The sequence below is a fragment of the Cupriavidus sp. UYPR2.512 genome, from assembly GCF_000379565.1.
Classification (GTDB): Bacteria; Pseudomonadota; Gammaproteobacteria; order Burkholderiales; family Burkholderiaceae; genus Cupriavidus.
Genome location: NZ_KB903109.1, coordinates 1 through 24,012 on the forward strand (window position 1 = coordinate 1; position 24,012 = coordinate 24,012).

Here is a 24,012-nt window from a genome sequence, read left to right on the forward strand (position 1 = left end):
CGGGCCTTGACCTTGGAATGACCAAGGCCGGCGGCCCGCGCCTAGCCTGCGCCGCGCCTGGCTTGAACGCGTCTCCTTCTTCATGGTGAAACGGGTTCTGTGGAGACAACAATATGCAGGAGACAGCCATCCTGGCTGATGCCGCGTGCGATCTGCCGCGCGACGTCATGGCCCAGCTGAAGGTCCACACGATTCCGTTCCGCATCCGCGCGGGCGAGCATTTCGTCGCCGATACGCGCGATGAAGACGCGCTGCCCACGCTCTACCAGCGATACCTGGTCGGCCGGCAGGACCACTACGCCGAATCGATCCCGCTGCTCGAGCGCGAGCTGGAAGAACACCTGCTGCACAACGTGGTGGCCCACTGCGACCGCGCCATCCTGTTCACCATCGCCAGTTCGCGCAGCAAGCTGTATGCGCATGCCACCGGCGCGGTGATCGGCACCGTGGCGCGCAGCGTGCGCCTGCGCAAGGAAGCCGGGCGCACCGGCCTGTTCGACCTGACCGTGGTCGACACCGGCGCGATCGGGCCGGGCCAGGCGCTGATCGTGCGTGAAGCCGCGCGCATGGCGGCCGCCGGCGCCAGCCCCCAAGCGGTGCAGGTAGCGGTCGAGACGCGCCTGCGCGATGCCGCCCATATGTTCCTGGTGCCCGACGAGCTGCTCTACATGTACACCCGCGCGCGCCAGAAGGGCGAGGGCAGCATCACTTGGGGGCGCTATGTGATGGGCAGCGCCTTCAATATCCGTCCGGTGGTGCGCATGCACCGCGGGCACACCGACGCCATCGCCAAGGCGCGCGGCTCCGAGGAAGGTGCGCGCCGCGTGCTGCAGCATGCAGAGCAATGCATCCGCGGCGGCGACCTGATGGTGCCGGCGATCTCTGTCTGCTATGCCGGCCCGCTCGACGCCGTGCGCGCGATGCCGGCCTTCCAGTCGCTGGAGCGCACCGCGCGCGGCCAGGGCGTGGCGCTGATGCTGGCGCCGATGAGCCTGACGGTGGCGCTGAATGTCGGCGCGCGCGCGTTCGGGCTGAGCTATCTTTCCGAATCGCCGCCGCCTTTTGAATAACCCTCCAAGCAATGCATCCACAGACGAGGACACCATGAGCATCCGCACCGGCATCGAGCAGGGCATCCTGACCATCGAGTTCGACCGTATCGACAAGAAGAACGCCATTACCGCGGCGATGTACCAGGCCATGGCCGACGCCCTGCGCGCGGCCGAGACCGACCGCACCGTGCGCGCCATCCTGCTGCGCGGCAAGCCAGAGATCTTTACCGCCGGCAACGACCTGGAAGACTTCATGCAGCGCCCGCCTGCCGCGGGCGAAGGCGCCGAGCAGGCGCCGGTGTTCCAGTTCCTCTACCAGATCAGCCACGCCACCAAGCCGATCGTGGCAGCCGTCAGCGGTGCCGCGGTCGGGGTGGGCACGACCATGCTGCTGCATTGCGACCTGGTCTATGCGTCCGATACGGCCAAGCTGTCGCTGCCGTTCGTGCAACTGGGCCTGTGCCCCGAGGCAGCCTCGAGCTTGTTGCTGCCGCGGCTGGTCGGCTACCAGCGCGCGGCCGAGAAGCTGCTGCTGGGCGAAGCCTTCAGCGCGCAAGAGGCGCTGGAGATCGGGCTCGTGACGCGGGTGCTGCCAGTGGCCGAACTGCACGACTTTGCCCTGCAGCAGGCGCGCAAGCTGGCGGCCCTGCCGGCGTCCTCGCTGCGCGAGACCAAGCGGCTGATGAAGGCGGGGGATATGGCGGCGGTGGAAAAGCAGATGGCCGACGAGGGCGCGGTGTTCCGCAGGATGCTGGCGGCGCCGGAGGCGAAAGAGGCGTTTGCTGCCTTCTTCCAGAAGCGCAAGCCGGATTTTACGAAATTCGAGTAGGCCGGCCGGAGCCCCGGAAAGGAAAAAAGCCGCCTGCTTTTACGCAGGCGGCTTTTTGCAATCGGGGGCGAAGGCGCTCAAGCCGACGGCAACACCCGCGGCTGCCGCGATTCATCCGTCGCCACATACGTCAGCGTGGCCTCGGTCACCTTGACGATCTCATTGCTGTGGCGCATCCGTTGCGCATAGACCTCGACCGACACCGTGATCGAGGTACGGCCGGTCTTGACGATGTCCGCATAAAAGCTGACCAGGTCGCCAACGAACACCGGATGCTTGAACAGGAAGGAGTTGACCGCGACGGTGGCCACGCGGCCCTGGGCGCGTTCCACCGCCGGGATCGAGCCGGCGATATCCACCTGCGCCATGATCCAGCCCCCGAACACGTCGCCGTGCACATTGGCGTCGGCGGGCATGGGCACCACGCGCAGAGCGGGATTCTTGCCGGCGGGCAGGGCGGGGACGGTGTGGGGAGCGTTCATGACGGTGTGTGGTGGACTGCGGAAGGAGGCGGGGCGGGGCGAAAGACCCTTCGCCTGCCACGTAATGCGAACTCTGCGACAATCGTGCATTGGCCTGAATTCTAACGTATGCGCCGCTATTCCACGACCGCTGAGCCGGCCCCCGCTCCTGCTTCAAACACGCTCTTTCCCGGTCAGCGCGCGCCGCGCAGCGACTGGCAGACGGTGCGCAACCTGCTGCCCTACGTCTGGCACTACAAGTGGCGCGTGATGCTGGCGCTGGCGTGCCTGGTGTCCGCCAAGGTGGCCAACCTGGGCGTGCCGGTGCTGATGAAGCAGCTGATCGACAGCATGAACCTGCAACCGGGCGATCCGCGCGCGCTGCTGGCGGTGCCGGTGGGGCTGATCGTTGCCTACGGGCTGCTGCGGCTGTCGGCGACGCTGTTCACCGAGTTGCGGGAGATGCTCTTTTCCAAGGTCACGCAGAGCGCGGTGCGCGAGATCGCGCTGCAGGTGTTCCGGCACCTGCACGCGCTGTCGCTGCGTTTCCACCTGGACCGGCAGACCGGCGGCATGAGCCGCGACATCGAGCGCGGCACGCGCGGCATCCAGTCGCTGATCTCGTATTCGCTGTACAGCATCCTGCCCACGCTGGTGGAAATGGGGCTGGTGATCGGCTTCTTTATCCTGCACTACGACATCTGGTTCGCGGCCATCACCGGCTGCGCGCTGTTGGGCTATATCGTCTTCACCATCGTGGTGACCGAGTGGCGCACGCATTTCCGCCGCCGCATGAACGAGCTGGATTCGCGCGCCAACCAGAAGGCGATCGATTCCCTGCTCAACTTCGAGACCGTCAAGTACTTCGGCAATGAAGAGTATGAAGCGCAGCGCTACGACGAGAACCTGCGCAAGTACCGCACCGCCGCAATCCGCTCGCAGAATTCGCTGTCGTTCCTGAACTTCGGCCAGCAGACCATCATCGCATTGGGGCTGATCCTGATCCTGTGGCGCGCCACCGTGGGCGTGGTCGACGGCAAGCTCACGCTGGGCGACCTGGTGCTGGTCAATACGCTCATGATCCAGCTCTATATCCCGCTGAACTTCCTTGGCGTGATCTACCGCGAGATCAAGCAGGCCACCACCGACATGGACCGCATGTTCGTGCTTCTGGGCACCAACCAGGAGGTGGCCGACGCGCCTGGCGCGCAGCCGCTGCAGGTGAACGGCGCGCAGGTGCGTTTTCGCGACGTGCGCTTCAGCTATGAGCCGGACCGGCTGATCCTGGACGGCGTGGACTTCACCATCGCGGCGGGCACCACCACCGCGGTGGTGGGGCACAGCGGCTCGGGCAAGTCGACGCTGGCGCGGCTGTTGTTCCGCTTCTATGACGTCAACGGCGGCGCCATCGAGATCGACGGCCAGGACATCCGCACGATCACGCAGGACAGCCTGCGCCGCGCCATCGGCATCGTGCCGCAGGACACCGTGCTGTTCAACGACAGCATCTTCTACAACATCGCCTACGGCCGGCCCGACGCCAGCCGCGACGAGGTCATCGCCGCCGCGCGCGCCGCGCAGATCGACACCTTTATCCGCGAGCTGCCGCAGGGCTACGACACCCCGGTGGGCGAGCGCGGCCTGAAGCTGTCCGGCGGCGAGAAGCAGCGCGTGGCGATCGCGCGCACGCTGCTGAAGAACCCGCCGGTGCTGGTCTTCGACGAAGCCACCTCGGCGCTGGATTCACGCACCGAGCAGGCGATCCAGGCCGAGCTGATGCGGCTGGCGCAGAACCGCACCACGCTGCTGATCGCGCACCGGCTGTCCACCGTCGTGCATGCCGACCAGATCCTGGTGATGGACCACGGCCGCATCGTCGAGCGCGGCACCCATGCCGAACTGATGCGCGCGCGTGGCCGCTATGCCGAGATGTGGGACATCCAGGCGCGCGCCGCCGCCAAGGGCGGCGAAGCCGTGAGCGCGGACGCGCTGGCACTCGATGTGGGCGACGCCACGCAGGACGCCTGACGGGACTGCGTTCTCCTGCATCCACGTGCACCAAGGGTGGCGGGCATTGTCGACAATCATTGCCGACGATACCGCTGCGGCAATCGCCTCGCACGTTTTTGGGTCGGCAATCGCTTGCGGGCACGCCCTGAAACGGGGCTTCAAAACCTGGCACGTCCCTTGCGGACGACTCTTTCCGAGATCACGGTCAACGGAGAGAGTCCATGCCTTATTTCCACGCTGCGCCAGCGTCCCCCGGCGTTTGCGCCGCTGCCGCCGAGAACAATGCGCATACCGGCACGGGCGCGTCCCGCAACGCGGCTCGGCGCCGCCTGCTGAAGCTCGGCGTGATGATCGGCACCAGCCTGGTGCTGTCGACACAATTCGCCGGCGCGGCCCACGCGCAGGCTGCACCAACCAAGGTCCGCTTCCAACTGGACTGGCGCTTCGAAGGGCCGGCGGCACTGTTCCTGCTGGGCGAGCAGAAGGGCTACTACAAGGCCGAGAAGCTCGACGTCTCGATCGACGCCGGCAACGGCTCGGGCAACGTGGTCAACCGCGTGGCCTCGGGCACGTACGACATGGGCTTCGCCGATATGTCGTCGGTGATGGAGTTCTACGGCAACAACCCGGACGCGAAGAACAAGCCGGTGGCCGTGATGATGGTCTACAACAACACGCCCGCGGCCGTCCTCGCGCTGAAGAAGTCCGGCATCCGCGCACCGAAGGATCTCGCCGGCAAGCGCATGGGCGCGCCGGTGTTCGACGCCGGCCGCCGCGCCTTCCCGATCTTCGCCAAGGCCAACGGCCTGCAGGCGTCCTCGTTCAGCTGGCAGGCGATGGACCCGACGCTGCGCGAGACCATGCTCACGCGCGGCGACCTCGATGCCATCACCGGGTTCTCGTTCACCTCGATCCTGAACCTGAACGCGCGCGGCGTGAAGGATGAAGACATCGTGGTGCTGCCGTACCCGCAGTTCGGCGTGAAGCTGTACGGCAACGCGGTGATCACGTCTGAAGAATTCATGAAGAAGAACCCGGAGGCAGTGAAGGCCTTCCTGCGGGCCTTCAGCAAGTCGGCGCGCGACGTGATCGCCCGTCCGGAAGAGGGCATCAAGGCGGTCAAGGCGCGCGATGGCATCATCGACGAGAAGCTGGAAGTGCGCCGGCTGAAGCTGGCGCTGGACAGTGTGGTCAAGTCGCCGGACGCGAAGGCCGAGGGCTTCGGGCGCATCAGCAAGCCGCGCCTGTCGCTGATGGCCTCGCAGGTGGCCGACGCCTTTGGCACCAAGGGCCGCATCAACCCTGATGCGCTGTGGACCGACGCGTTCCTGCCCAGCGCGGCTGAACTGGATGTGCTCCGATGATGACGCGCCAGGCTGCCTTCATGCCCGCGTCCGGCGGGAGCGCCGCGCCCGCGGCCGCGGAACCCTTTGTCGATTTCAACCGGGTCTGGCTGGCCTATAACGACGAGCTGGCGCACAAGGGCGAGTTCGCGGTCGAGGACATCTCGCTGCAGGTGGCGCCGGGCGAGTTCATCGCCATCGTCGGCCCGTCCGGCTGCGGCAAGTCCACCTTCATGAAGCTGGCGACCGGGCTCAAGCCGGCCACGCGCGGCGTCGTGAAGATTGCCGGCCAGAAGGTGACCGGCCCGCTCAAGCAGGTCGGCATGGCCTTCCAGGCGCCCACGCTGCTGCCGTGGCGCACCACGCTGGACAACGTGATGCTGCCGCTGGAGATCGTCGAGCCGTACCGCTCCACCCTGCGCGCACGTCGCGGCGAGTACGTCGAGCGTGCCCGCAAGCTGCTGCAAACGGTGGGCCTGTCCGGCTACGAGGACAAGTACCCGTGGCAGCTGTCCGGCGGCATGCAGCAGCGCGCCTCGATCTGCCGCGCGCTGATCCACGAGCCGCGCATGCTGCTGCTGGACGAGCCCTTCGGCGCGCTCGACGCCTTTACCCGCGAGGAACTCTGGTGCGTGCTGCGCGACCTGTGGCAGGCGCAGCGCTTCAACGTGATCCTGGTCACGCATGACCTGCGCGAGGCCGTGTTCCTGGCCGACACCGTCTATGTGATGAGCCAGCGCCCGGGCCGCATCCTGATGCGCAAGGAGATTACCCTGCCGCGCCCGCGCGACCTGGAACTGACCTATACCGAGCCCTTTGCCGACCTGGTGCACGTGCTGCGCGAGAAGATCGGCCATGTGCGGCAACACTAAGGCAAAGCTACGATGATGACTCTCACTTCCGCGCAGGAGCGCCGCGTGCAGCGCGTGGCGCCCTGGCTGCTGCTGGCCGCGGTGCTGCTGCTGTGGCAGGGCGCGTGCATGGCCTTCGGCGTGTCCGACTTCATTTTGCCGACGCCGTCGGCGATCGTGGCCTCGCTGGTGGAATATGCCGACGTGATCGCCGGCCATGCGTGGCGCACCTTCTGGACCACCATGGTGGGCTTCGCCGTGGCCATCGCCGTGGGCGTGCTGCTGGGGCTGGCAATGGGCTCGTCGCGGCTGCTCTATGCCGCCAGCTATCCGCTGATGACGGCCTTCAATGCGCTGCCCAAGGCCGCCTTCGTGCCGATCCTGGTGGTGTGGTTCGGCCTGGGCGCTGGCCCGGCGATCCTGACCGCGTTCCTGATCTCGTTCTTCCCGATCATGGTCAATATCGCCACCGGGCTGGCCACGCTGGAGCCGGAGCTGGAAGACGTGCTGCGCGTGCTGGGCGCCAAGCGGCGCGACGTGCTGTTCAAGGTCGGGCTGCCGCGTGCGATGCCGTATTTCTTTGCCTCGCTGAAGGTGGCGATCACCCTGGCCTTTGTCGGCACCACGGTGTCGGAGATGAACGCCGCCAACGAGGGCATCGGCTACCTGCTGGTGTCGGCCGGTTCGGCCATGAAGATGCCGCTGGCCTTTGCCGGGCTGGTGGTGATCGCAGTGATGGCGATGGCGATGTACGAGCTGTTTGCGGTGGTCGAGAAGCGCATGACCGGCTGGGCGCATCGCGGCTGACGGCTTGCTGCCGGGCAGGTGACGCAGGCCCCGGCGCGGGTGGATAATCCGCGTCATGGAAATCAAATGGCTTGAAGACTTCGTCAGCCTGGCCGAGACGCACAGCTTCTCGCGCTCGGCCGAGCTGCGCCACGTCACGCAGCCCGCGTTCTCGCGCCGCATCCAGTCGCTGGAGGCGTGGGTCGGCACCGAGCTGATCGACCGCTCGAGCTACCCCACCAGCCTGACCCCGGCCGGCAAGGTGTTCTACGAGCAGGCGCTGGCCATGCTGGCGCAGGTCAGCGAGACCCGCGCGCTGATGCGCGGCCAGCGCTCGGCCAACGCCCAGGTGCTGGAGTTCGCGGTGCCGCATACGCTGTCGCTGACCTTCTTCCCGGAATGGCTCAAGGCGCTGGAGCGCCGGATCGGCACGCTGCCGTGCCGGCTGCGCGCGCTCAACGTCCACGACGCGGTGCTGATGCTGGTGGAGGGCGGCTGCGACCTGGTGATGGTCTACCACCACGCGCGCCAGGCGATCCAGCTGGATCCGGCACGGTACGACATGCTGGTGCTTGGTACCGAGCGGCTGTCGCCCTACAGCGTGCCGGACGCCGCCGGCAAGCCGCTGTTCCGGCTGCCCGGCACCGACAAGAAGCCGGTGCCTTTCCTCAGTTACACGCCCAACGCCTTCCTCGGCCGCATGGTCGACCTGCTGTTGGCAGATACCTCCGAGGCGCTCAAGCTCGACAAATGCTACGAGACCGACATGGCCGAGGCGCTCAAGGTGATGGCGCTGGCCGGCCACGGCATGGCCTTCCTGCCCGAAAGCGCGGTACGCGAGGACGTGGCCGCGGGCCGGCTGGTGCGGGCCGAGTCGGCGCGCGGGCTGCCCTTGTCGATCGACATGGAAATCCGCCTGTACCGCGAGCGCCCGGGCGAGAACGGCAACGAGCGCCGTGCCGGAGCACGGCGCAAGCGCCAGCTGGTCGACCAGGTGTGGTCGACCTTGTCGGCGGCCCAGGCTCCCCAGCTTGCCGGGGCCCCGGTTTCCGCCAGATGACAAGGTTATGCAGGTTTTGCATGACGGGATGAGCAAACGGCATTGGATTCGGGTGGGGCGCCACCCCTAAGCTTGCGGGCATTCTTCACACCGGAACCAACCGATGTCTTCCGCAGCACCGACCAATATTGCTGGCCAAAAGCACGCACTCCCGTCTTACCTCAATGCCGACAATCTCGGCCCCTGGGGCATCTACCTGCAGCAGGTCGACCGTGTCACGCCTTACCTGGGCTCGCTGGCACGCTGGGTTGAAACCCTGAAGCGCCCCAAGCGCGCGATGGTCGTCGACGTTCCCATCGAACTGGATAACGGCACCATTGCCCATTTCGAGGGCTATCGCGTGCAGCACAACCTGTCGCGCGGCCCGGGCAAGGGCGGCGTGCGTTTCCACCAGGACGTGACCCTGTCCGAAGTGATGGCGCTGTCGGCCTGGATGTCGGTGAAGAACGCCGCGGTCAACGTGCCCTACGGCGGTGCCAAGGGCGGCATCCGCGTCGATCCGCGCACGCTCTCGCACGCCGAGCTGGAACGCCTGACGCGCCGCTACACCAGCGAAATCAACATCATCATCGGGCCGAGCAAGGATATTCCGGCGCCGGACGTCAACACCAACGCCCAGGTCATGGCCTGGATGATGGACACGTACTCGATGAACTCCGGTAGCACGGCCACCGGCGTGGTGACCGGCAAGCCGATCTCGCTGGGCGGCTCGCTCGGCCGTCACGAAGCCACCGGCCGCGGCGTGTTCGTGGTCGGCTCCGAAGCCGCGCGCAATATCGGCCTGGAAATCAAGGGCGCGCGCGTGGCGGTGCAGGGCTTCGGCAACGTAGGCGCCGTGGCCGCCAAGCTGTTCCATGAGGCCGGCGCCAAGGTGGTGGCGGTACAGGACCACCGCACCACGCTGTTCGACCCGGCCGGCCTGGACGTGCCGGCGCTGATGGAATACGCCTCGCACAGCGGCACCATCGAAGGCTTCCGCGGCGAAGTCCTGCGTACCGCGCAGTTCTGGGAAGTCGACTGCGACATCCTGATCCCGGCCGCGCTGGAAGGCCAGATCACGGCCGAGAACGCGCCGCAGATCAAGGCCCGCCTGGTGATCGAGGGTGCCAACGGCCCGACCACCCCGGAAGCGGACGACATCCTGCGCGAGCGCAATATCCTGGTGGCCCCGGACGTGATCGCCAACGCCGGCGGCGTGACCGTGTCCTACTTCGAATGGGTGCAGGATTTCTCGAGCTTCTTCTGGACCGAGGAAGAGATCAACCAGCGCCTGGTACGGATCATGCAAGAAGCCTTCCGGGCAATCTGGCAAGTGGCACAGGACAACAAGGTGACCCTGCGCACGGCGGCGTTTATCGTGGCCTGTACGCGGATCCTGCAGGCGCGCGAGATGCGCGGCCTGTATCCCTGACAGGCAGGACAGGAAAGCCGGGACGAGGCACTGCTATGGTGCAACGCAGCAATTGTCCCGGCACCCCTGGGTTATGACCGCCAGACGCGGTCTCCGGCTAGCGCCGGAGACCGCGTTGTCATATCCGGATGCCGTGCGCAGTGATTGCCCTGAAGTGTGGTTCTAGGAGAAAACCCAGTTGTATTGCGGCGGATGCTGCGCAATACTGTTCCATCAGTGGGGTTTTTGTCTCTAGAATCCCGCTTTCTCTTCATGGTCAAGGAGATGTTATGAATTTTGCCAAGTTGGCTGCCCTGATGATTGCCGGGGGCGTGATGTGCGGGACGGCACAGGCAGCTGAACAACTGACGGGCACGCTGAAGAAGATCAAGGACACCGGCGTCATCACGCTGGGCGTGCGCGAGTCGTCGATTCCGTTCAACTACAACCTGGGCGGCGTGCGGCAAGTCGGCTATTCCTACGATATCAACATGAAGATCGTGGAAGCCATCAAGGACCAGCTGAAGCTGCCGAACCTGCAGGTCAAGGAAATCCCGATCACCTCGCAGAACCGCATCACGCTGCTGCAGAACGGCACCATCGACATCGAGTGCGGCTCCACCACCAACAACCTGGAACGCCAGAAGCAGGTTGCCTTCACCAACTCCATCTTCATCATCGGCACGCGCATCATGGTGAAGAAGGATGCCGGCATCAAGGACTGGGCCGACCTGAAGGGCAAGAACATCGTCACCACCGCCGGCACCACGTCGGAGCGCCTGCTGCGCAAGATGAACGATGACCAGAAGCTGGGCCTGAACATCATCAGCACCAAGGACCACGGCCAGTCGTTCCTGACGCTGGAATCGGGCCGCGCGGTCGCGTTCATGATGGATGACGCGCTGCTGTACGGCGAGCGCGCCAAGGCCAAGAACCCGGCCGACTGGATCGTGGTGGGCAAGCCGCAATCGCGCGAGTCCTATGGCTGCATGATCCGCAAGGACGATCCGCAGTTCAAGAAGCTGTCCGATACCGTGATCTCCGGCATGATGAAGGACGGCTCGATCAACACCCTGTACACCAAGTGGTTCATGCAACCGGTGCCGCCGAAGGGCCTCAACCTGGACTTCCCGCTGTCCGAAGACATGAAGGCGTTGTTCAAGACGCCGAACGACAAGGCGCTGGACTGACCTGCCGTTGACAGCAGTGTGAAACGGAAGGCATGTCCTTCCGTTTCTTTTTGAGGACGCAACATGAACTACAACTGGCATTGGGGAGTCTTCCTCGAACAGGCCGCCCAGAACGAGACCTACCTGGACTGGATGATCTCGGGCCTGAAGGTGACACTTGCGCTGGGGCTCTCGTCCTGGGTCATCGCCCTGGTCATCGGCTCGGTGCTTGGCGTGCTGCGCACCGTGCCCAACAAGTGGTTGGCGGGCATCGCCGCCACCTATGTGGAAATCTTCCGCAACATCCCGCTGCTGGTGCAGCTGTTCATCTGGTATTTCGTCATGCCCGAGCTGCTGCCCGGCGGCGAGTCGATCAAGCAGATGAACCCGTTCGCGCAGCAGTTCCTGGCCGCCATGCTGTGCCTGGGCACTTTCACCGCCGCGCGGGTCTGCGAGCAGGTGCGCTCGGGCATCAACTCGCTGGCGCGCGGGCAGAAGAACGCCGGCCTGGCGATGGGCTTTACGCTGCCGCAAACGTACCGCCACGTGCTGCTGCCGATGGCGTTCCGCGTGATCGTGCCGCCGCTGACCTCCGAGTTCCTGAATATCTTCAAGAATTCGGCGGTGGCGTCGACCATCGGCCTGCTGGAACTGGCCGCACAGGGCCGGCAACTGGTGGACTACACCGCGCGCCCGTATGAATCGTTCATCGCGGTCACGCTGATGTACGCGCTGATCAACGTGACGGTGATGCTGATCATGCGCTGGGTGGAAGCCCGCACGCGCGTGCCCGGCTTTATCGGCGGCAAGTAAGGGGGCGCCATGGCTTATTCATTCGATTTCACCTCCATCACCCCTGCCACGCTCGATGTCCTGGGCGAGGGCATGATGGTCTCGCTCAAGATCACCGTCACCGCGGTGGTGGTGGGCATCGTCTGGGGCACCATCCTGGCGATGATGCGGCTGTCGTCGTTCAAGCCGCTGAACTGGTTTGCGCAGGGGTACGTGACCATCTTCCGTTCCATCCCGCTGGTGATGGTGCTGCTGTGGTTCTTCCTGATCATCCCGCAGGTGCTGCAGAACATCTTCAACCTGTCGCCGGCGACCGACCTGCGCATGACCTCTGCACTGGTGGCCTTTGCGCTGTTCGAGGCCGCGTACTACTCGGAAATCATCCGCGCGGGCATCCAGAGCGTGTCGCGCGGGCAGATGTTCGCGGCGCAGGCGGTGGGCATGACCTATGGCCAGTCGATGCGGCTGGTGATCCTGCCGCAGGCGTTCCGCAACATGGTGCCGCTGCTGCTGACGCAAGGGATCATTCTGTTCCAGGATACGTCGCTGGTCTACGTCAGCGCGCTGGCCGACTTCTTCGGCCAGGCCTACGGCATCGGCGAACGCGACGGCCGTATCGTCGAGATGCTGCTGTTCGCCGGCCTGGTGTACTTCGTTATCTGCTTCTCCGCTTCGCTGCTGGTCAAGCGTTACCAGAAAAAGGTGGCTGTATGATCGAAATCAACAATGTCTCCAAGTGGTACGGCACCTTCCAGGTGCTGACCGACTGCACCACCAAGGTCGCCAAGGGTGAAGTGGTGGTGGTGTGCGGCCCGTCCGGGTCGGGCAAGTCCACCCTGATCAAGACCGTCAACGCGCTTGAGCCGTTCCAGAAGGGCGATATCCTGGTCGACGGCACCTCGGTGGGCAATCCCAAGACCAACCTGCCCAAGCTGCGCTCGCGCGTGGGCATGGTGTTCCAGAACTTCGAGCTGTTCCCGCACCTGTCGATCACCGAGAACCTGACCATCGCGCAGATGAAGGTGCTCGGCCGCTCCAAGGACGAGGCGCTGGCCAAGGGCCTGAAGTACCTGGACCGCGTGGGCCTGAAGAGCCAGGCGGAGAAGTACCCCGGCCAGCTGTCGGGCGGCCAGCAGCAGCGCGTGGCGATCGCCCGCGCGCTGTCGATGGACCCGATCTGCATGCTGTTCGACGAGCCGACTTCGGCGCTGGACCCGGAGATGGTCAACGAAGTGCTGGACGTGATGGTGCAGCTGGCCCAGGAAGGCATGACCATGATGTGCGTGACCCACGAAATGGGCTTCGCGCGCAAGGTGGCCAACCGCGTGATCTTCATGGATCAGGGCAAGATCGTCGAAGATGCCGACAAGGAAGAATTCTTCGGCAATATCGATGCACGTTCGGAGCGCGCGCGCCAGTTCCTGTCGAAGATCCTGCATCACTGAACGGCCGGCAGGGCAAGCAAGGAGGGACGCCTCGGCGTCCCTTTTTTTGTTTCCGATGGTTCAGGTGCAGGCCGTGTTGGCCGCGTTCTTCGCCTGCACTTCCGGCGGGATCGGCACCGTCAGCGTCATGGTCGGGCGCCCGTCCTCGAACATGATCAGCTCGCCGGGGGCAAAGCGGGTCCAGGTCTCGTTGTCGGTCAGCGGCTGGGTGGCGATCACCGCCACGCGGTCGTCCGGCGTGGTGACCTGGGCGAAGTCGATCGACAGGTCGGCATCGATCAGATGCGCGGTCGAGAACGGCCACTGCCGCACGATGTAGTACAGGTGCGTGGAACAGTGCGCGAACTGGGCCTGGCCGTTGCACAGCAGGTAGTTGAACACGCCATGCAGCGTGATCTCGCGGGTGATGTCGGCCAGCGCATGGCACAGTTCGTTTAGCGGCGGCTGCGAGCCCGGAAAGCGCTTGCGCAGGCCCTGCATCAGCGTGCAGAAGGCCAGTTCGCTGTCGGTGTCGCCCACTGGCTGGTAGACGCCGGACAGGAACGGGGTGAAGCCCTTCAGGTCGCCGTTATGGGCGAAGATCCAGTGGCGGCCCCACAACTCGCGCATGAAGGGGTGGCAGTTCTCCAGCAGCACGGTCCCCTGCGTCGCCTTGCGGATATGCGAGATGACGTTCTTGGACTTGATCGGGTAGCGCTTGATCAGGTCTGCCACCGGCGAGGTGCCGGCGGACTGGTTGTCGATAAACAGGCGGCAGGCCTTGTCCTCGAAGAAGGCGACACCGAAGCCGTCGGCGTGATGGTCGGTCAGGCCACCACGCGCGGCAAAGCCGGTGAAGGAGAACGTCACGTCGGTCGGCGTGGCGCAGTTCATGCCTAGCAGCTGGCACATATCGGGGCACCGGTCGGCAGCGGGCTGCCGCTTTGCAATAGAATGCAGACATTATCCCGCGCACCCGGGCCGCTGCCAAGCAGCGTTGGCCGGGCCATGCGCGGCGACCTACCATCCTGCACGTATCTCCCCAACCACCATGCGCCAACACAAGATCGCCGTGATTCCCGGAGACGGAATCGGCACGGAAGTCATGCCCGAGGGCATCCGCGTGATGGACGCCGCGGCGCGGCGCTTCGGCATCGGCTTCCAGTGGGACCACTTCGACTTTTCCAGCTGCGACTACTACGCCCGCCACGGCAAGATGCTGCCGGACGACTGGTTCGACACGCTGGTCAAGTACGACGCCATTTATTTCGGCGCGGTGGGCTGGCCTGATGCCGTGCCCGACCACGTCTCGCTGTGGGGCTCGCTGCTGCAGTTCCGGCGCTCGTTCGACCAGTATGTGAACCTGCGCCCGGTGCGGCTGATGCCCGGAGTCAGGAGCCCGCTGGCCGGCCGCCAGCCTGGCGATATCGATTTTTATGTGGTGCGCGAGAACACCGAGGGCGAGTACTCCAGCATCGGCGGGCGCATGTTTCCGGGCACCGAGCGCGAGATCGTGGTGCAGGAAACCGTGATGAGCCGTACCGGCGTTGACCGCATCCTGAAGTTTGCCTTCGAGTTGGCGCAGAAGCGGCCCAAGAAGCACCTGACGTCGGCGACCAAGTCCAATGGCATTTCGATCACCATGCCGTACTGGGACGAGCGCGTCGAGGCGATGGCGGCCAGCTATCCCGGCATCAAGGTCGACAAGTACCACATCGACATCCTGACCGCGCATTTCGTCCAGCATCCGGACTGGTTCGACGTGGTGGTGGCCAGCAACCTGTTCGGCGACATCCTGTCCGACCTGGGCCCGGCCTGCACCGGCACCATCGGCATCGCGCCGTCGGGCAATATCAACCCCGACCGCACCTTCCCCAGCCTGTTCGAGCCGGTGCACGGCTCGGCGCCGGACATTGCGGGGCGCGGCGTGGCCAACCCGATCGGCCAGATCTGGTGCGGCGCCATGATGCTGGAGCACCTGGGCCATGAAGAAGCCGGCGCCGCCGTGCTGGGTGCGATCGAGAAGGTGCTGGCCGCGGGCCCCGAACACGCGCCGCTGACGCGCGACATCGGCGGCAAGGCCGGCACGGCCGACCTGGGCCTGGCTATCGCGGAGGCGCTGTGAGCGCGGCGGGCGCGGGTGAGCCGCGCGTACTCCTGCTGGACAGCTTCCACGCCGCCGTGGCGGCCGCTGATCCGCTGCAGATCGTGGCGCAGCACCTGCCGCCGCCGCACGCGGGCGGCCGCACGCTGGTGGTGGGCGCGGGCAAGGCCGCAGCGTCGATGGCCGCGGCGGTCGAGCGTGCCTATGCCGGCAAGGCCACGCTGGAAGGGCTGGTGGTCACGCGCTACGCCCACGGGCTGCCGACCGGCCATATCCGCGTGATCGAGGCTGGCCATCCGGTGCCCGACGAGGCCGGCGAGCAGGCCGCCGCCGATATCCTGGCCAGCGTGCAGTCGCTGACGCCGCAGGACCGGCTGCTGGTGCTGGTGTCGGGCGGCGGCTCCAGCCTGCTGTCGCTGCCGGCCGAAGGCATCCCGATGGCTGACCTGAAGGCCACCACCCGGGAACTGCTGCGGTGTGGCGCGCCGATCACCGAAATGAATATCGTGCGCAAGCATGTCTCGCGCATCCAGGGCGGGCGGCTGGCGCAGGCAAGCCGTGCGCCGGTGACCACGCTGATCGTCTCGGACGTGGCCGGCGACGATCCCAGCGCGATCGCCTCGGGTCCGACCGTGGCCGACCCGAGCACCTTTGCCGATGCACTGGCGATCCTGCGCCGCTGGGGCGCGCAGGTGCCGGCCAGCGTGCAGGCGCACCTGGAGCGCGGCGCCCGCGGCGAGGTGCCGGAAACGCCCAAGCCGGGCGACGCGCTGTTCGCCCAGGTCGACAACCGCATGATCGCCACTGCCCATGGCAGCCTGCAGGCGGCCGCGGCGCTGTTCCGCGAACGCGGCATCACGCCGGTGGTGCTGGGCGATACCGTGACCGGCGAAGCGCGCGAAGTGGCCCGCGTCTACGCTGCGCTGGTGCGCGAGATTCGCGCGTACAATGCGCCGTTTGCCACGCCCGTGGCACTGATTTCCGGAGGTGAGTGCACGGTCACTTTGCCTGCCGGCGGTGATGCCGCGAAGGCGCGGGGCGGGCGTTGCTCCGAATTCCTGCTGTCGCTGGCAGTCGAGCTTGACGGCATGCCCGGCGTGCATGCGATTGCGGCCGACACCGACGGCATCGACGGTTCGGAAGACAATGCGGGTGCGCTGGCCGATCCGACCACGCTGGCGCGCGCCGCGGCCGCTGGCCTGCCGGGACTGCGCCAGCTGGACGCGCACGACGCCTGGGGCCTGTTCGATGCCATCGGCGACCTGGTGGTCACCGGCCCGACGCGCACCAATGTGAACGACTACCGCGCTATCCTGATTCTCTGATTTCGACGAACGCCCGCCGCCGCCGCGGCAGGCCCAAGCTAGCCATGACCCAGAAGCTCACCATCACCCGCCCGGACGACTGGCACCTGCACCTGCGCGACGGCGCGGCCCTGGCCGCCGTGTTGCCCGACACCGCGCGCCAGTTCGCACGCGCCATCATCATGCCCAACCTGAAGCCGCCCGTGACCACGGTGGCGCAGGCGCAGGCCTACCGTGCCCGGATCCTGGCGGCGCTGCCGGCCGGCATGCAGTTCGAGCCGCTGATGACGCTGTACCTGACCGACAACACCACCGCCGAAGAGATCACCGCGGCCAAGGCCAGCGGCTTTGTGCACGGCGTCAAGCTGTACCCGGCCGGCGCCACCACCAACAGCGACGCTGGCGTGACCGATATCCGCCGCTGCTACCCGGCGCTGGAAGCGATGCAGCGCGCGGGCCTGCCGCTGCAGGTGCACGGCGAGGTGACCGACCCGAGCATCGATATCTTCGACCGCGAAGCCGTCTTTATCGACCGCGTGATGACGCCGCTGCGCCGCGACATGCCCGAGCTGAAGGTGGTGTTCGAGCACATCACCACCAAGGACGCGGCCGAGTACGTGCGCGACGCCAGCGGCCCGGTCGGCGCCACCATCACGGCGCACCACCTGCTCTACAACCGCAACGCCATCTTCACCGGCGGCATCCGCCCGCACTACTACTGCCTGCCGGTGCTCAAGCGCGAGACCCATCGCGAGGCCCTGGTGGCGGCCGCCGTCTCGGGCAGCCCGCGCTTCTTCCTGGGCACCGACAGCGCGCCGCACGCGCGCGGGCTGAAGGAACATGCCTGCGGCTGCGCCGGCTGCTATACCGCGCTGCATGCAATGGAGCTGTATGCCGAGGCTTTCGACGCCGCCGGCGCGCTGGACAAGCTGGAAGCCTTTGCCAGCTTCAACGGCCCGGCCTTCTACGGCCTGCCGCGCAACACCGGCACGCTGACGCTGGAGCGAGAGGACTGGGAACTGCCGGCCGAGCTGCCCTACGGCGACACCACGCTGGTGCCGCTGCGCGGCGGCGAGACGCTGCGCTGGAAGGCCCGCTAAACCCTGCCGAGGCCTTGCCCATGCAGGTGCCCGCGGCCGACGAGCCTTTCGTCGCCGCGCTGGCCGGGATCGACTGGTCCCGGCCGTGGTTCCAGCCGTTTGCGGCACAGGGTGCCGCGCTCGCTGCGGCGGCGCAGGGCGGGGCCGATCTGCGCGCGCTGTTCGAAGCGCGCGCCAGCCAGCTTGGCCTGCGCAATGCGCGCGGCCTGCCGCTGCGTTTTATCGCCCCGCATGCCTTGCCCGAAGGCAGCGCTTATGAGGCGCATATCCATGCCACGGGCGAGATCCCGACCCGCGACAATCTCCACGATTTCTTCAACGCGCTGACCTGGCTGCATTTCCCGCAGGCCAAGCGCGTGCTCAACCAGATCCAGGCCGAGGTCATCGCGCGCGAAGGCGTGCAAACCAAGCGCGGCGGCGTGCGCGATGCGGCGACCCTGTTCGACGAAAATGCGGTGCTGTTTGTCAGCGCCGATCAGGACCTGGCGGATGCGCTCAAGGGGTTTGCGTGGCAGCAGCTGTTCGTCGCGTGCAGGCCGGCGTGGGGCAGGGCCTGCACGGTGGTGCCGTTCGGCCATGCGCTACTCGAAAAACTGGTGCGGCCGTACAAGTCGGTCACGGCGCATGCGTGGGTGCTGCCGCTGGCGCCGCATCAGACGGCATGCCCGTCGCTGGACGCCATGCTGGCGCATTCCCTTGCCGCTGCGGCCCAGGCTGGCGCGCTGCGCGGCGGGCGCAGTTTTGCGCCGTTGCCGGTGATGGGCATCCCGGGCTGGTGCGACGATAACGCCGAACCTGGCTTCTACGCCGATACCGCGGTGTTCCGCCCAGGACGGCGCGCCGGCTGAAGGCGCCGCCAATCAGTGTTAGACTGCGGGCCGCAAAGCAGGCCAGGCAACCGCTGCCTGCACCGCAAGGTGCAGGGGGAGGAAAGTCCGGACTCCACAGGGCAGGGTGTTGGCTAACAGCCATCCACGGCAACGTGCGGAATAGGGCCACAGAGACGAGTCTTGCCGCCGGGTTCGCCTGGCGGGAAGGGTGAAACGCGGTAACCTCCACCTGGAGCAATCCCAAATAGGCAGGCGATGAAGCGGCCCGCTGAGTCTGCGGGTAGGGAGCTGGAGCCGGCTGGTAACAGTCGGCCTAGAGGAATGGTTGTCACGCACCGTTTGCCGCAAGGCGGGCGGGGCGCACAGAATCCGGCTTATCGGCCTGCTTTGCTTCTTCTTCCGGGACCCGGCGCCACCACGGCATGCCGGGTCTGCATCTTCCCTTCAGGCTTCGACGATTTCCAGCGTGTGCGTGATCTCGGCCGTCTTGGCCAGCATGATCGACGCCGAGCAGTACTTCTCGTGCGACAGCTTGATGGCCCGTTCGACCGTGGCGGGGTTGAGATTCTTGCCGGTCACCACAAAATGGAAGTTGATGCGGGTGAAGACCTTGGGGTCCTCGCCGGCGCGCTCGGCCTGCAACTGCACGCTGCAGCCGGTGACGTCCTGGCGGCCGCGCTTGAGGATCAGCACCACGTCATAGGCGGTGCAGCCGCCGGTGCCGAGCAGCACCATCTCCATCGGCCGCGGCGCCAGATTGTGGCCGCCGCCCTCGGGCGCACCGTCCATCGCAACGATATGACCGCTGCCGGTCTGGGCCACGAAGCTCATGCCGTCCGCGCCCATCCATGTCACTTTGCATTCCATTTTGTTCGTTCCTGTCTTTTGTATTGTGTGCTTCCGATCACAAGCGCGTGATCTCGAATCTTGCAATTCTCAGTATATGGCATCGTCAAGCTTGAGCTGCTGACGCCAATACCCCTATAAAATCTGAGGGTTTCCTCTAGTGCGACAGTTCAGCGACATGCCTGGGTGTTGCATAAATCATTGATTTTTAACGGAAATGGCTTATCTTACGCACGGCGCTTTTCGTTCCGCAATACGAAATTGCATTTCGCAGTGCAAATTTCCCTTGCACTGGGGAAAACCCCATGTATAATTTGAATCATTGAACGACGGCGCTGACAGCGCGCCAGAGTGCGAAAGCGAAGCCCCCGGGGCAAGCCCTCCGCACCGCCCGCCAGTCCCTCCGTCGATCTCCCAGTGTCTCCTCCACCCTCCTCCTTTGGTGGATTCAAACCCAAGCTCAACAGCTTGGGTTTTTTTTCGCCCCTGCGTCCTGGCGCACCGTGCACGCCAAAGTGCCCGAGGCTGCCCTGGCTTGGCCCCTCCATGGCAGCGATCTTGACGAAAAGATCAGTCTTTGCTTGTGCGCTTCCGGCAGCCGTCAGTATAATGGAAGGCTTTCCGTCATACCCGCGGAAGAAAGAGCAGGATCAGGCCAGCCTTCACGGGCCAGCCACAAGACTTGCAGGGGCGAGCACAAGCCTTCGCGAGTCGGATTTCGGGTACGAACTAATAGTCAGGAAAAATCATGAAGACCTTTTCCGCCAAGCCTCATGAGGTAAAGCGCGACTGGTACGTGATTGACGCGACGGACAAAGTCCTCGGCCGTGTCGCCAGCGAAGTGGCACGCCGTCTGCGCGGCAAGCACAAGCCGGAATTCACTCCGCACGTCGACACGGGTGATTACATCATCATCGTCAATGCAGCCAAGCTGCGTGTCACGGGTACCAAGGAAACGGACAAGAAGTACTATCGCCATTCGGGCTACCCGGGCGGTATCTACGAAACGACGTTCGGCAAGATGCAACAGCGTTTCCCGGGCCGTGCCCTGGAAAAGGCTGTGAAGGGCATGCTGCCGAAGGGTCCGCTGGGCTATGCGATGATCAAGAAGCTGAAGGTTTACGCCGAAGCCGAGCATCCGCACGAAGCGCAGCAGCCCAAGGCGCTGGAAATCTAAGGAGGCCAATCCATGATCGGTAACTGGAATTACGGTACTGGCCGCCGCAAGAGCGCTGTGGCTCGTGTCTTCATCAAGTCGGGCAAGGGCGACATCGTCGTCAACGGCAAGCCCATCAAAGAGTATTTCGCTCGCGAAACCTCGCTGATGATCGTGCGCCAGCCCCTGGAACTGACCGCCCACGGCGAAACGTTCGACATCAAGGTCAACGTGACCGGCGGTGGCGAAACCGGCCAGGCCGGCGCAGTGCGCCACGGCATCACCCGTGCCCTGATCGACTACGATGCGACCCTGAAGTCGGCGCTGTCGAAGGCTGGCTACGTCACGCGCGATGCACGTGAAGTCGAGCGTAAGAAGGTCGGCTTCCACAAGGCGCGTCGTCGCAAGCAGTTCTCGAAGCGCTGATGCGCTTTCGCGGGTCCGGTACTGCCGGACTTTGCGAGACCAGAAAACCGCACGCTGGCCGTGCGGTTTTTTTTCGCGCCCAGGGTACGGAAATGCATTGGCCTGCCGAAAAAGCGATTGGGCAGCCATACTTTTGTGGGGTATGGGCTGCGCGCGGCTACAATCACGCCCTGTCGCCATCGGCAAGTGCTGCTTGCCGGCGCGAATGCGCCACGGCCGGAGGGTTCGGCACGAACGAGAGAGGAGTGAGAGTGATGCTGTTTTCGAAAAAGAAGGGCCTTTCGATCGATACGCTGATCGGCGAAGACTCCGTCATCGACGGCGACCTGGTGTTTGCCGGCGGCCTGCGCCTGGACGGCCGCGTGCGCGGCAACGTCACGGCGGCGCCGGGCAAGCCGAGCATGCTGGTGGTCAGCGAAAAAGGCATGGTCGAGGGCGAGATCAGCGTCGGCCACCTGGTGCTCAACGGCACCGTCAAGGGCCCGGTGCAGGCCACCGACCTGCTCGAACTGCAGCCGCATGCCCGCGTGCTGGGTGACGTGCGCTACGCGGCGCTGGAAATGCACCAGGGTGCGCTGGTCGAAGGCCGCCTGATGCCGCTGGTGCAAGGCGAAATCAAGGCGCTGCCGAATCTGCTCGAGGCGGCGCCGGCGGCTGAAGTGACGGAAGCGGCGGACGAGGCTGCTGTCACGGACCGCGCAACGCCCGCTGCCGGCGCCCATCCCACTGAAAAGGCCGCCTGAGCGGCGCCCGCCATGCCGGGAACCCCTTGAAAACACAGGGTTTCGGCACGATCTTCCAGTAGCGCTTAGAATACAGGCGTATCTAAACAGGAGAACACCCCATGAACGCAGTCGCAGAGGCACCCGTTACCGAGGACGTGCCGGCACCGTTCGTCTTTACCGACAGCGCCGCCGACAAGGTCAAGCAGTTGATCGAGGAAGAGGGCAATGCCGAACTGAAACTGCGCGTGTTCGTGCAGGGCGGCGGCTGCTCCGGCTTCCAGTATGGCTTCACCTTCGATGAGGAAGTCAACGAAGACGACACCACCATGGTCAAGAACGGCGTCACCCTGCTGATCGACTCGATGAGCTACCAGTACCTGGTCGGCGCGGAGATCGACTACAAGGAAGACATCAACGGCGCGCAGTTCGTGATCAAGAACCCGAATGCCTCGACCACCTGCGGTTGCGGCTCGTCGTTCTCGGTCTGACCCACACCGGTCCCCAGAAAAAAACGCACCTTCGGGTGCGTTTTTTTCTTTTCCGCGATAGCTTACTGCGCGGCGCGCCAGACCACGGGAAACCAGTCTTCGCGCATGCGCTCGCCGGTCTGCTGATCGATGCCGGGGAACGGCGGCGAGGTGCGCCCGGGCCGCTGCATGAAGCGCACGTCGTCGCCCAGGAAGCGCGCCGAGAACGCGCGTCGGCGCCCGGTGCCGGTATTGCCGGCCGCGCCGTGCACGGTGCGGAAGTCGAACACCACGGCATCGCCCGGCGCCAGCTCCGGCGCGAGCAGGGTGTAGCTGCCGTCTTCCACGTCCGGCATCTCCATGAAGGCGTCGTCACCGCCATAGAAGTTCTCGTTGCTGGCCCAGCGCTTGGGCCGCACCAGCCGCGGCCAGCGGTGCGAGCCGGCCACCAGGCGCAGCGTATTGGCCTGCGTGACCGGATCCAGCGGGATCCAGTAGCTCGCGGTCTGGGTGCCGTCGACACAGTAATAGGGCAGGTCCTGGTGCCACGGCGTGGGCTTGGCCGTGCCGGGCTCCTTGACCAGGATGTGCTCGTGGAATACCTGCACCGCCTGCGACTGCATGATGCACCCGGCAAAGGCCGCCGCCGGCGACTGGCGGATAAAGTCATCGAACGGCGTAATGCGCTGCCAGTTGCAGTAGTCCTCGAAGAAGCGCCCGCTTTCGCCGGGCCGTACGTTCTCGATGGCGAAGGGGCCTGGCTCGGCCAGGTTCTGCGCAAAGCCGTCGCGCAGCCGTTCGACCCAGTCGGTGAAGGCGCCGCGCAACACCAGCACGCCGTCGCGCTGGTAGGTGTCGATCTGTTCCTGGGTGATGTTCATGGCAACGTTGTGTGGGGGCGATGTGCCCAGTATCGCCATGCATTGGGGATAGGAAAAGCATATATTTCCTATGTTGTGATATAGGAAATCATGATTCCATTCTCCTTCCGCCAGCTCGAATACTTTGTCGCTGCAGCCGAGCACGGCAGTATCAGCGCGGCGGCTCGGGCGCGTCATGTGTCGCAGCCTTCTGTCTCCACCGCGGTCGCACAGCTGGAAGACACCCTGGGCGAGCCTCTCTTCAGGCGCCAGGTCAGCCGCGGGCTGTCCCTGACGCCCGCCGGGCAGCGCTTGCTGGGGCGGGCACGAGACATCCTCGCGCTGGCGGCCGGCCTCACCGTGGACGACGCCAGCGGCCGGGGGCTGATCGGCCAGCTCTCGCTGACCTGCTTCCAGGACCTCGGGCCGTACTTTGTGCCACGTCTGCTGGCGGGGCTGCGCCGGCACCATCCGGGCATCTCGGTGACCTTGTTCGAGGCCGATCTGGCAACCGTCCACCGCACGCTGCAGGCGGGCAAGGCCGAACTGGCGCTGACCTATGAACTGGGGCTCGATGCCCGCACCGAGCGCCGCACGCTGGCGGAACTGGCACCCTATGCGCTGCTGCCCGCCGGCCATCCGCTGGCAAGCGGCACCGAGGTGAGCCTGGCCGACCTGGCCGGCGAACGGCTGATCCTCGAGGACATCCCGCAGACGCGCGAGTACTTCCTGTCGCTGTTCTGGGCGCATGGCCTGCACCCGGTGCTGCACCAGTACACGCAGACCTTCGAGATGCAGCGCGGGCTGGTGGCGCACGGCTATGGCGTGGCGCTGTCGTGCACGCGCCCGGCCGGCGACCACAGCTACGACGGCGTGCCGATCGCCTGCCTGCCGCTGCGCGAGCCGGTGACGCCGCAGCGCGTGGTGCTGGCGCGCTCGCCGGCCATGCGGGCCTCGCCGCTGGCGCAGGCGTTTATGGATTGGGTGGAGGCGGGCGGCGCGATGCGCCTGCCCTAGGCCCTAGCGC

Annotated in this window: 25 protein-coding genes and 1 other RNA gene; 22 read left to right on the top strand and 4 right to left on the bottom strand. The window is 65.6% G+C overall.

Annotation, left to right across the window (positions count from 1 at the left end):
- Positions 1-113: 113 nt before the first annotated feature.
- Together A3A5_RS0122465 and A3A5_RS0122470 are read left to right on the top strand one after the other, a co-directional pair.
- The gene (locus tag A3A5_RS0122465) at positions 114-1,070 is read left to right on the top strand and encodes a DegV family protein (RefSeq protein WP_018312757.1); all 957 of its coding nucleotides are present in this window, start codon (positions 114-116) and stop codon (positions 1,068-1,070) included.
- Between the two features lie 34 nt (positions 1,071-1,104).
- A complete protein-coding gene (locus A3A5_RS0122470) occupies positions 1,105-1,881 on the top strand; it encodes an enoyl-CoA hydratase (RefSeq protein ID WP_018312758.1) in 777 nt (258 codons plus the stop codon).
- A gap of 77 nt (positions 1,882-1,958) precedes the next feature.
- Here the strand turns inward: A3A5_RS0122470 and A3A5_RS0122475 are convergent, their stop codons facing one another.
- Positions 1,959-2,363, bottom strand: a complete 405-nt coding sequence (locus A3A5_RS0122475; protein WP_013955553.1) for an acyl-CoA thioesterase — start codon at positions 2,361-2,363, stop codon at positions 1,959-1,961.
- A 108-nt stretch (positions 2,364-2,471) separates the two neighbouring features.
- Between A3A5_RS0122475 and A3A5_RS0122480 the strand changes: the two genes are divergently transcribed.
- From A3A5_RS0122480 to A3A5_RS0122525, 10 genes are all read left to right on the top strand, one after another.
- Positions 2,472-4,370, top strand: coding sequence for an ABC transporter ATP-binding protein/permease (locus A3A5_RS0122480; protein ID WP_018312759.1), 1,899 nt, complete (start codon positions 2,472-2,474; stop codon positions 4,368-4,370).
- Positions 4,371-4,573: 203 nt separating this feature from the next.
- The gene (locus A3A5_RS0122485) at positions 4,574-5,716 is read left to right on the top strand and encodes an ABC transporter substrate-binding protein (protein ID WP_018312760.1); all 1,143 of its coding nucleotides are present in this window, start codon (positions 4,574-4,576) and stop codon (positions 5,714-5,716) included.
- Positions 5,713-6,567 (top strand): ABC transporter ATP-binding protein, encoded by an 855-nt coding sequence (locus A3A5_RS0122490; protein WP_018312761.1) that lies wholly within the window; start codon positions 5,713-5,715, stop codon positions 6,565-6,567. The genes A3A5_RS0122485 and A3A5_RS0122490 overlap by 4 nt, the downstream gene beginning before the upstream one ends.
- Positions 6,568-6,579: 12 nt before the next feature.
- Positions 6,580-7,353, top strand: coding sequence for an ABC transporter permease (locus tag A3A5_RS0122495; RefSeq protein WP_018312762.1), 774 nt, complete (start codon positions 6,580-6,582; stop codon positions 7,351-7,353).
- 55 nt (positions 7,354-7,408) lie between these two features.
- Positions 7,409-8,392: a LysR family transcriptional regulator gene (locus tag A3A5_RS0122500; protein WP_018312763.1), complete on the top strand. Its 984-nt coding sequence runs from the start codon at positions 7,409-7,411 to the stop codon at positions 8,390-8,392.
- A gap of 103 nt (positions 8,393-8,495) precedes the next feature.
- On the top strand, positions 8,496-9,803 hold the full coding sequence (locus A3A5_RS0122505) for a Glu/Leu/Phe/Val dehydrogenase (RefSeq protein ID WP_018312764.1): 1,308 nt from the start codon (positions 8,496-8,498) through the stop codon (positions 9,801-9,803).
- Between the two features lie 269 nt (positions 9,804-10,072).
- On the top strand, positions 10,073-10,972 hold the full coding sequence (locus A3A5_RS0122510) for a glutamate/aspartate ABC transporter substrate-binding protein (RefSeq protein ID WP_018312765.1): 900 nt from the start codon (positions 10,073-10,075) through the stop codon (positions 10,970-10,972).
- Positions 10,973-11,035: 63 nt separating this feature from the next.
- Entirely contained in the window at positions 11,036-11,764 is a 729-nt protein-coding gene (locus tag A3A5_RS0122515) for an amino acid ABC transporter permease (RefSeq protein WP_018312766.1), read from the top strand.
- Between the two features lie 9 nt (positions 11,765-11,773).
- Positions 11,774-12,457, top strand: coding sequence for a glutamate/aspartate ABC transporter permease GltK (gene gltK / locus A3A5_RS0122520; RefSeq protein WP_018312767.1), 684 nt, complete (start codon positions 11,774-11,776; stop codon positions 12,455-12,457).
- Entirely contained in the window at positions 12,454-13,188 is a 735-nt protein-coding gene (locus A3A5_RS0122525) for an amino acid ABC transporter ATP-binding protein (RefSeq protein ID WP_018312768.1), read from the top strand. Before gltK ends, A3A5_RS0122525 begins: the two co-directional genes overlap by 4 nt.
- Before the next feature lie 60 nt (positions 13,189-13,248).
- Here A3A5_RS0122525 and A3A5_RS0122530 read toward each other — a convergent pair whose 3' ends face one another.
- Entirely contained in the window at positions 13,249-14,079 is an 831-nt protein-coding gene (locus tag A3A5_RS0122530) for a class II glutamine amidotransferase (protein WP_018312769.1), read from the bottom strand.
- 139 nt (positions 14,080-14,218) lie between these two features.
- Between A3A5_RS0122530 and A3A5_RS0122535 the strand changes: the two genes are divergently transcribed.
- The 5 genes from A3A5_RS0122535 (at position 14,219) to rnpB (ending at position 18,898) form a co-directional block, all read left to right on the top strand.
- Positions 14,219-15,292 carry a tartrate dehydrogenase gene (locus A3A5_RS0122535; RefSeq protein ID WP_018312770.1) on the top strand — a complete coding sequence of 358 codons (1,074 nt, stop codon included), beginning with the start codon at positions 14,219-14,221 and terminating at the stop codon, positions 15,290-15,292.
- Entirely contained in the window at positions 15,289-16,596 is a 1,308-nt protein-coding gene (locus tag A3A5_RS0122540) for a glycerate kinase (RefSeq protein WP_018312771.1), read from the top strand. The genes A3A5_RS0122535 and A3A5_RS0122540 overlap by 4 nt, the downstream gene beginning before the upstream one ends.
- A 44-nt stretch (positions 16,597-16,640) precedes the next feature.
- Entirely contained in the window at positions 16,641-17,675 is a 1,035-nt protein-coding gene (gene pyrC / locus A3A5_RS0122545; RefSeq protein WP_018312772.1) for a dihydroorotase, read from the top strand.
- A 20-nt stretch (positions 17,676-17,695) separates the two neighbouring features.
- Positions 17,696-18,523 (top strand): DUF3025 domain-containing protein, encoded by an 828-nt coding sequence (locus tag A3A5_RS0122550; protein WP_018312773.1) that lies wholly within the window; start codon positions 17,696-17,698, stop codon positions 18,521-18,523.
- Between the two features lie 34 nt (positions 18,524-18,557).
- An RNA gene (gene rnpB, locus A3A5_RS40370) (RNase P RNA component class A) lies at positions 18,558-18,898 on the top strand.
- Positions 18,899-18,949: 51 nt separating this feature from the next.
- Here the strand turns inward: rnpB and A3A5_RS0122555 are convergent.
- Complete coding sequence (locus tag A3A5_RS0122555; RefSeq protein ID WP_018312774.1) at positions 18,950-19,372, bottom strand: OsmC family protein; 423 nt, start codon at positions 19,370-19,372, stop codon at positions 18,950-18,952.
- A 727-nt stretch (positions 19,373-20,099) separates the two neighbouring features.
- Here A3A5_RS0122555 and rplM point away from each other — a divergent pair.
- The 4 genes from rplM to erpA all read left to right on the top strand — a co-directional run bounded on the left by rplM (position 20,100) and on the right by erpA (position 22,146).
- The gene (gene rplM / locus A3A5_RS0122560; RefSeq protein WP_010813907.1) at positions 20,100-20,528 is read left to right on the top strand and encodes a 50S ribosomal protein L13; all 429 of its coding nucleotides are present in this window, start codon (positions 20,100-20,102) and stop codon (positions 20,526-20,528) included.
- Positions 20,529-20,540: 12 nt separating this feature from the next.
- The gene (gene rpsI / locus A3A5_RS0122565; RefSeq protein WP_018312775.1) at positions 20,541-20,933 is read left to right on the top strand and encodes a 30S ribosomal protein S9; all 393 of its coding nucleotides are present in this window, start codon (positions 20,541-20,543) and stop codon (positions 20,931-20,933) included.
- A gap of 254 nt (positions 20,934-21,187) precedes the next feature.
- Positions 21,188-21,676 carry a polymer-forming cytoskeletal protein gene (locus A3A5_RS0122570; RefSeq protein WP_018312776.1) on the top strand — a complete coding sequence of 163 codons (489 nt, stop codon included), beginning with the start codon at positions 21,188-21,190 and terminating at the stop codon, positions 21,674-21,676.
- Positions 21,677-21,777: 101 nt separating this feature from the next.
- Positions 21,778-22,146 carry an iron-sulfur cluster insertion protein ErpA gene (erpA, locus tag A3A5_RS0122575; RefSeq protein ID WP_010813904.1) on the top strand — a complete coding sequence of 123 codons (369 nt, stop codon included), beginning with the start codon at positions 21,778-21,780 and terminating at the stop codon, positions 22,144-22,146.
- A 62-nt stretch (positions 22,147-22,208) separates the two neighbouring features.
- On the opposite strand, the gene A3A5_RS0122580 is transcribed toward erpA, so the two are convergent.
- Complete coding sequence (locus A3A5_RS0122580; RefSeq protein ID WP_018312777.1) at positions 22,209-23,006, bottom strand: phytanoyl-CoA dioxygenase family protein; 798 nt, start codon at positions 23,004-23,006, stop codon at positions 22,209-22,211.
- A 90-nt stretch (positions 23,007-23,096) separates the two neighbouring features.
- On the opposite strand from A3A5_RS0122580, the gene A3A5_RS0122585 reads away from it, so the two are divergent.
- Positions 23,097-24,002 (top strand): LysR family transcriptional regulator, encoded by a 906-nt coding sequence (locus A3A5_RS0122585; RefSeq protein ID WP_018312778.1) that lies wholly within the window; start codon positions 23,097-23,099, stop codon positions 24,000-24,002.
- Positions 24,003-24,012 lie beyond the last annotated feature (10 nt).

What these genes read in the sequence shown, in the direction of transcription:
- A3A5_RS0122465 (WP_018312757.1), top strand. Translation starts at nt 114, where the DNA reads ATGCAGGAGACAGCCATCCTGGCTGATGCCGCGTGCGATCTGCCGCGC.
- A3A5_RS0122470 (WP_018312758.1), top strand. Translation starts at nt 1,105, where the DNA reads ATGAGCATCCGCACCGGCATCGAGCAGGGCATCCTGACCATCGAGTTC.
- A3A5_RS0122475 (WP_013955553.1), bottom strand. Translation starts at nt 2,363, where the DNA reads ATGAACGCTCCCCACACCGTCCCCGCCCTGCCCGCCGGCAAGAATCCC.
- A3A5_RS0122480 (WP_018312759.1), top strand. Translation starts at nt 2,472, where the DNA reads ATGCGCCGCTATTCCACGACCGCTGAGCCGGCCCCCGCTCCTGCTTCA.
- A3A5_RS0122485 (WP_018312760.1), top strand. Translation starts at nt 4,574, where the DNA reads ATGCCTTATTTCCACGCTGCGCCAGCGTCCCCCGGCGTTTGCGCCGCT.
- A3A5_RS0122490 (WP_018312761.1), top strand. Translation starts at nt 5,713, where the DNA reads ATGATGACGCGCCAGGCTGCCTTCATGCCCGCGTCCGGCGGGAGCGCC.
- A3A5_RS0122495 (WP_018312762.1), top strand. Translation starts at nt 6,580, where the DNA reads ATGATGACTCTCACTTCCGCGCAGGAGCGCCGCGTGCAGCGCGTGGCG.
- A3A5_RS0122500 (WP_018312763.1), top strand. Translation starts at nt 7,409, where the DNA reads ATGGAAATCAAATGGCTTGAAGACTTCGTCAGCCTGGCCGAGACGCAC.
- A3A5_RS0122505 (WP_018312764.1), top strand. Translation starts at nt 8,496, where the DNA reads ATGTCTTCCGCAGCACCGACCAATATTGCTGGCCAAAAGCACGCACTC.
- A3A5_RS0122510 (WP_018312765.1), top strand. Translation starts at nt 10,073, where the DNA reads ATGAATTTTGCCAAGTTGGCTGCCCTGATGATTGCCGGGGGCGTGATG.
- A3A5_RS0122515 (WP_018312766.1), top strand. Translation starts at nt 11,036, where the DNA reads ATGAACTACAACTGGCATTGGGGAGTCTTCCTCGAACAGGCCGCCCAG.
- gltK (WP_018312767.1), top strand. Translation starts at nt 11,774, where the DNA reads ATGGCTTATTCATTCGATTTCACCTCCATCACCCCTGCCACGCTCGAT.
- A3A5_RS0122525 (WP_018312768.1), top strand. Translation starts at nt 12,454, where the DNA reads ATGATCGAAATCAACAATGTCTCCAAGTGGTACGGCACCTTCCAGGTG.
- A3A5_RS0122530 (WP_018312769.1), bottom strand. Translation starts at nt 14,079, where the DNA reads ATGTGCCAGCTGCTAGGCATGAACTGCGCCACGCCGACCGACGTGACG.
- A3A5_RS0122535 (WP_018312770.1), top strand. Translation starts at nt 14,219, where the DNA reads ATGCGCCAACACAAGATCGCCGTGATTCCCGGAGACGGAATCGGCACG.
- pyrC (WP_018312772.1), top strand. Translation starts at nt 16,641, where the DNA reads ATGACCCAGAAGCTCACCATCACCCGCCCGGACGACTGGCACCTGCAC.
- A3A5_RS0122550 (WP_018312773.1), top strand. Translation starts at nt 17,696, where the DNA reads ATGCAGGTGCCCGCGGCCGACGAGCCTTTCGTCGCCGCGCTGGCCGGG.
- A3A5_RS0122555 (WP_018312774.1), bottom strand. Translation starts at nt 19,372, where the DNA reads ATGGAATGCAAAGTGACATGGATGGGCGCGGACGGCATGAGCTTCGTG.
- rplM (WP_010813907.1), top strand. Translation starts at nt 20,100, where the DNA reads ATGAAGACCTTTTCCGCCAAGCCTCATGAGGTAAAGCGCGACTGGTAC.
- rpsI (WP_018312775.1), top strand. Translation starts at nt 20,541, where the DNA reads ATGATCGGTAACTGGAATTACGGTACTGGCCGCCGCAAGAGCGCTGTG.
- A3A5_RS0122570 (WP_018312776.1), top strand. Translation starts at nt 21,188, where the DNA reads ATGCTGTTTTCGAAAAAGAAGGGCCTTTCGATCGATACGCTGATCGGC.
- erpA (WP_010813904.1), top strand. Translation starts at nt 21,778, where the DNA reads ATGAACGCAGTCGCAGAGGCACCCGTTACCGAGGACGTGCCGGCACCG.
- A3A5_RS0122580 (WP_018312777.1), bottom strand. Translation starts at nt 23,006, where the DNA reads ATGAACATCACCCAGGAACAGATCGACACCTACCAGCGCGACGGCGTG.
- A3A5_RS0122585 (WP_018312778.1), top strand. Translation starts at nt 23,097, where the DNA reads ATGATTCCATTCTCCTTCCGCCAGCTCGAATACTTTGTCGCTGCAGCC.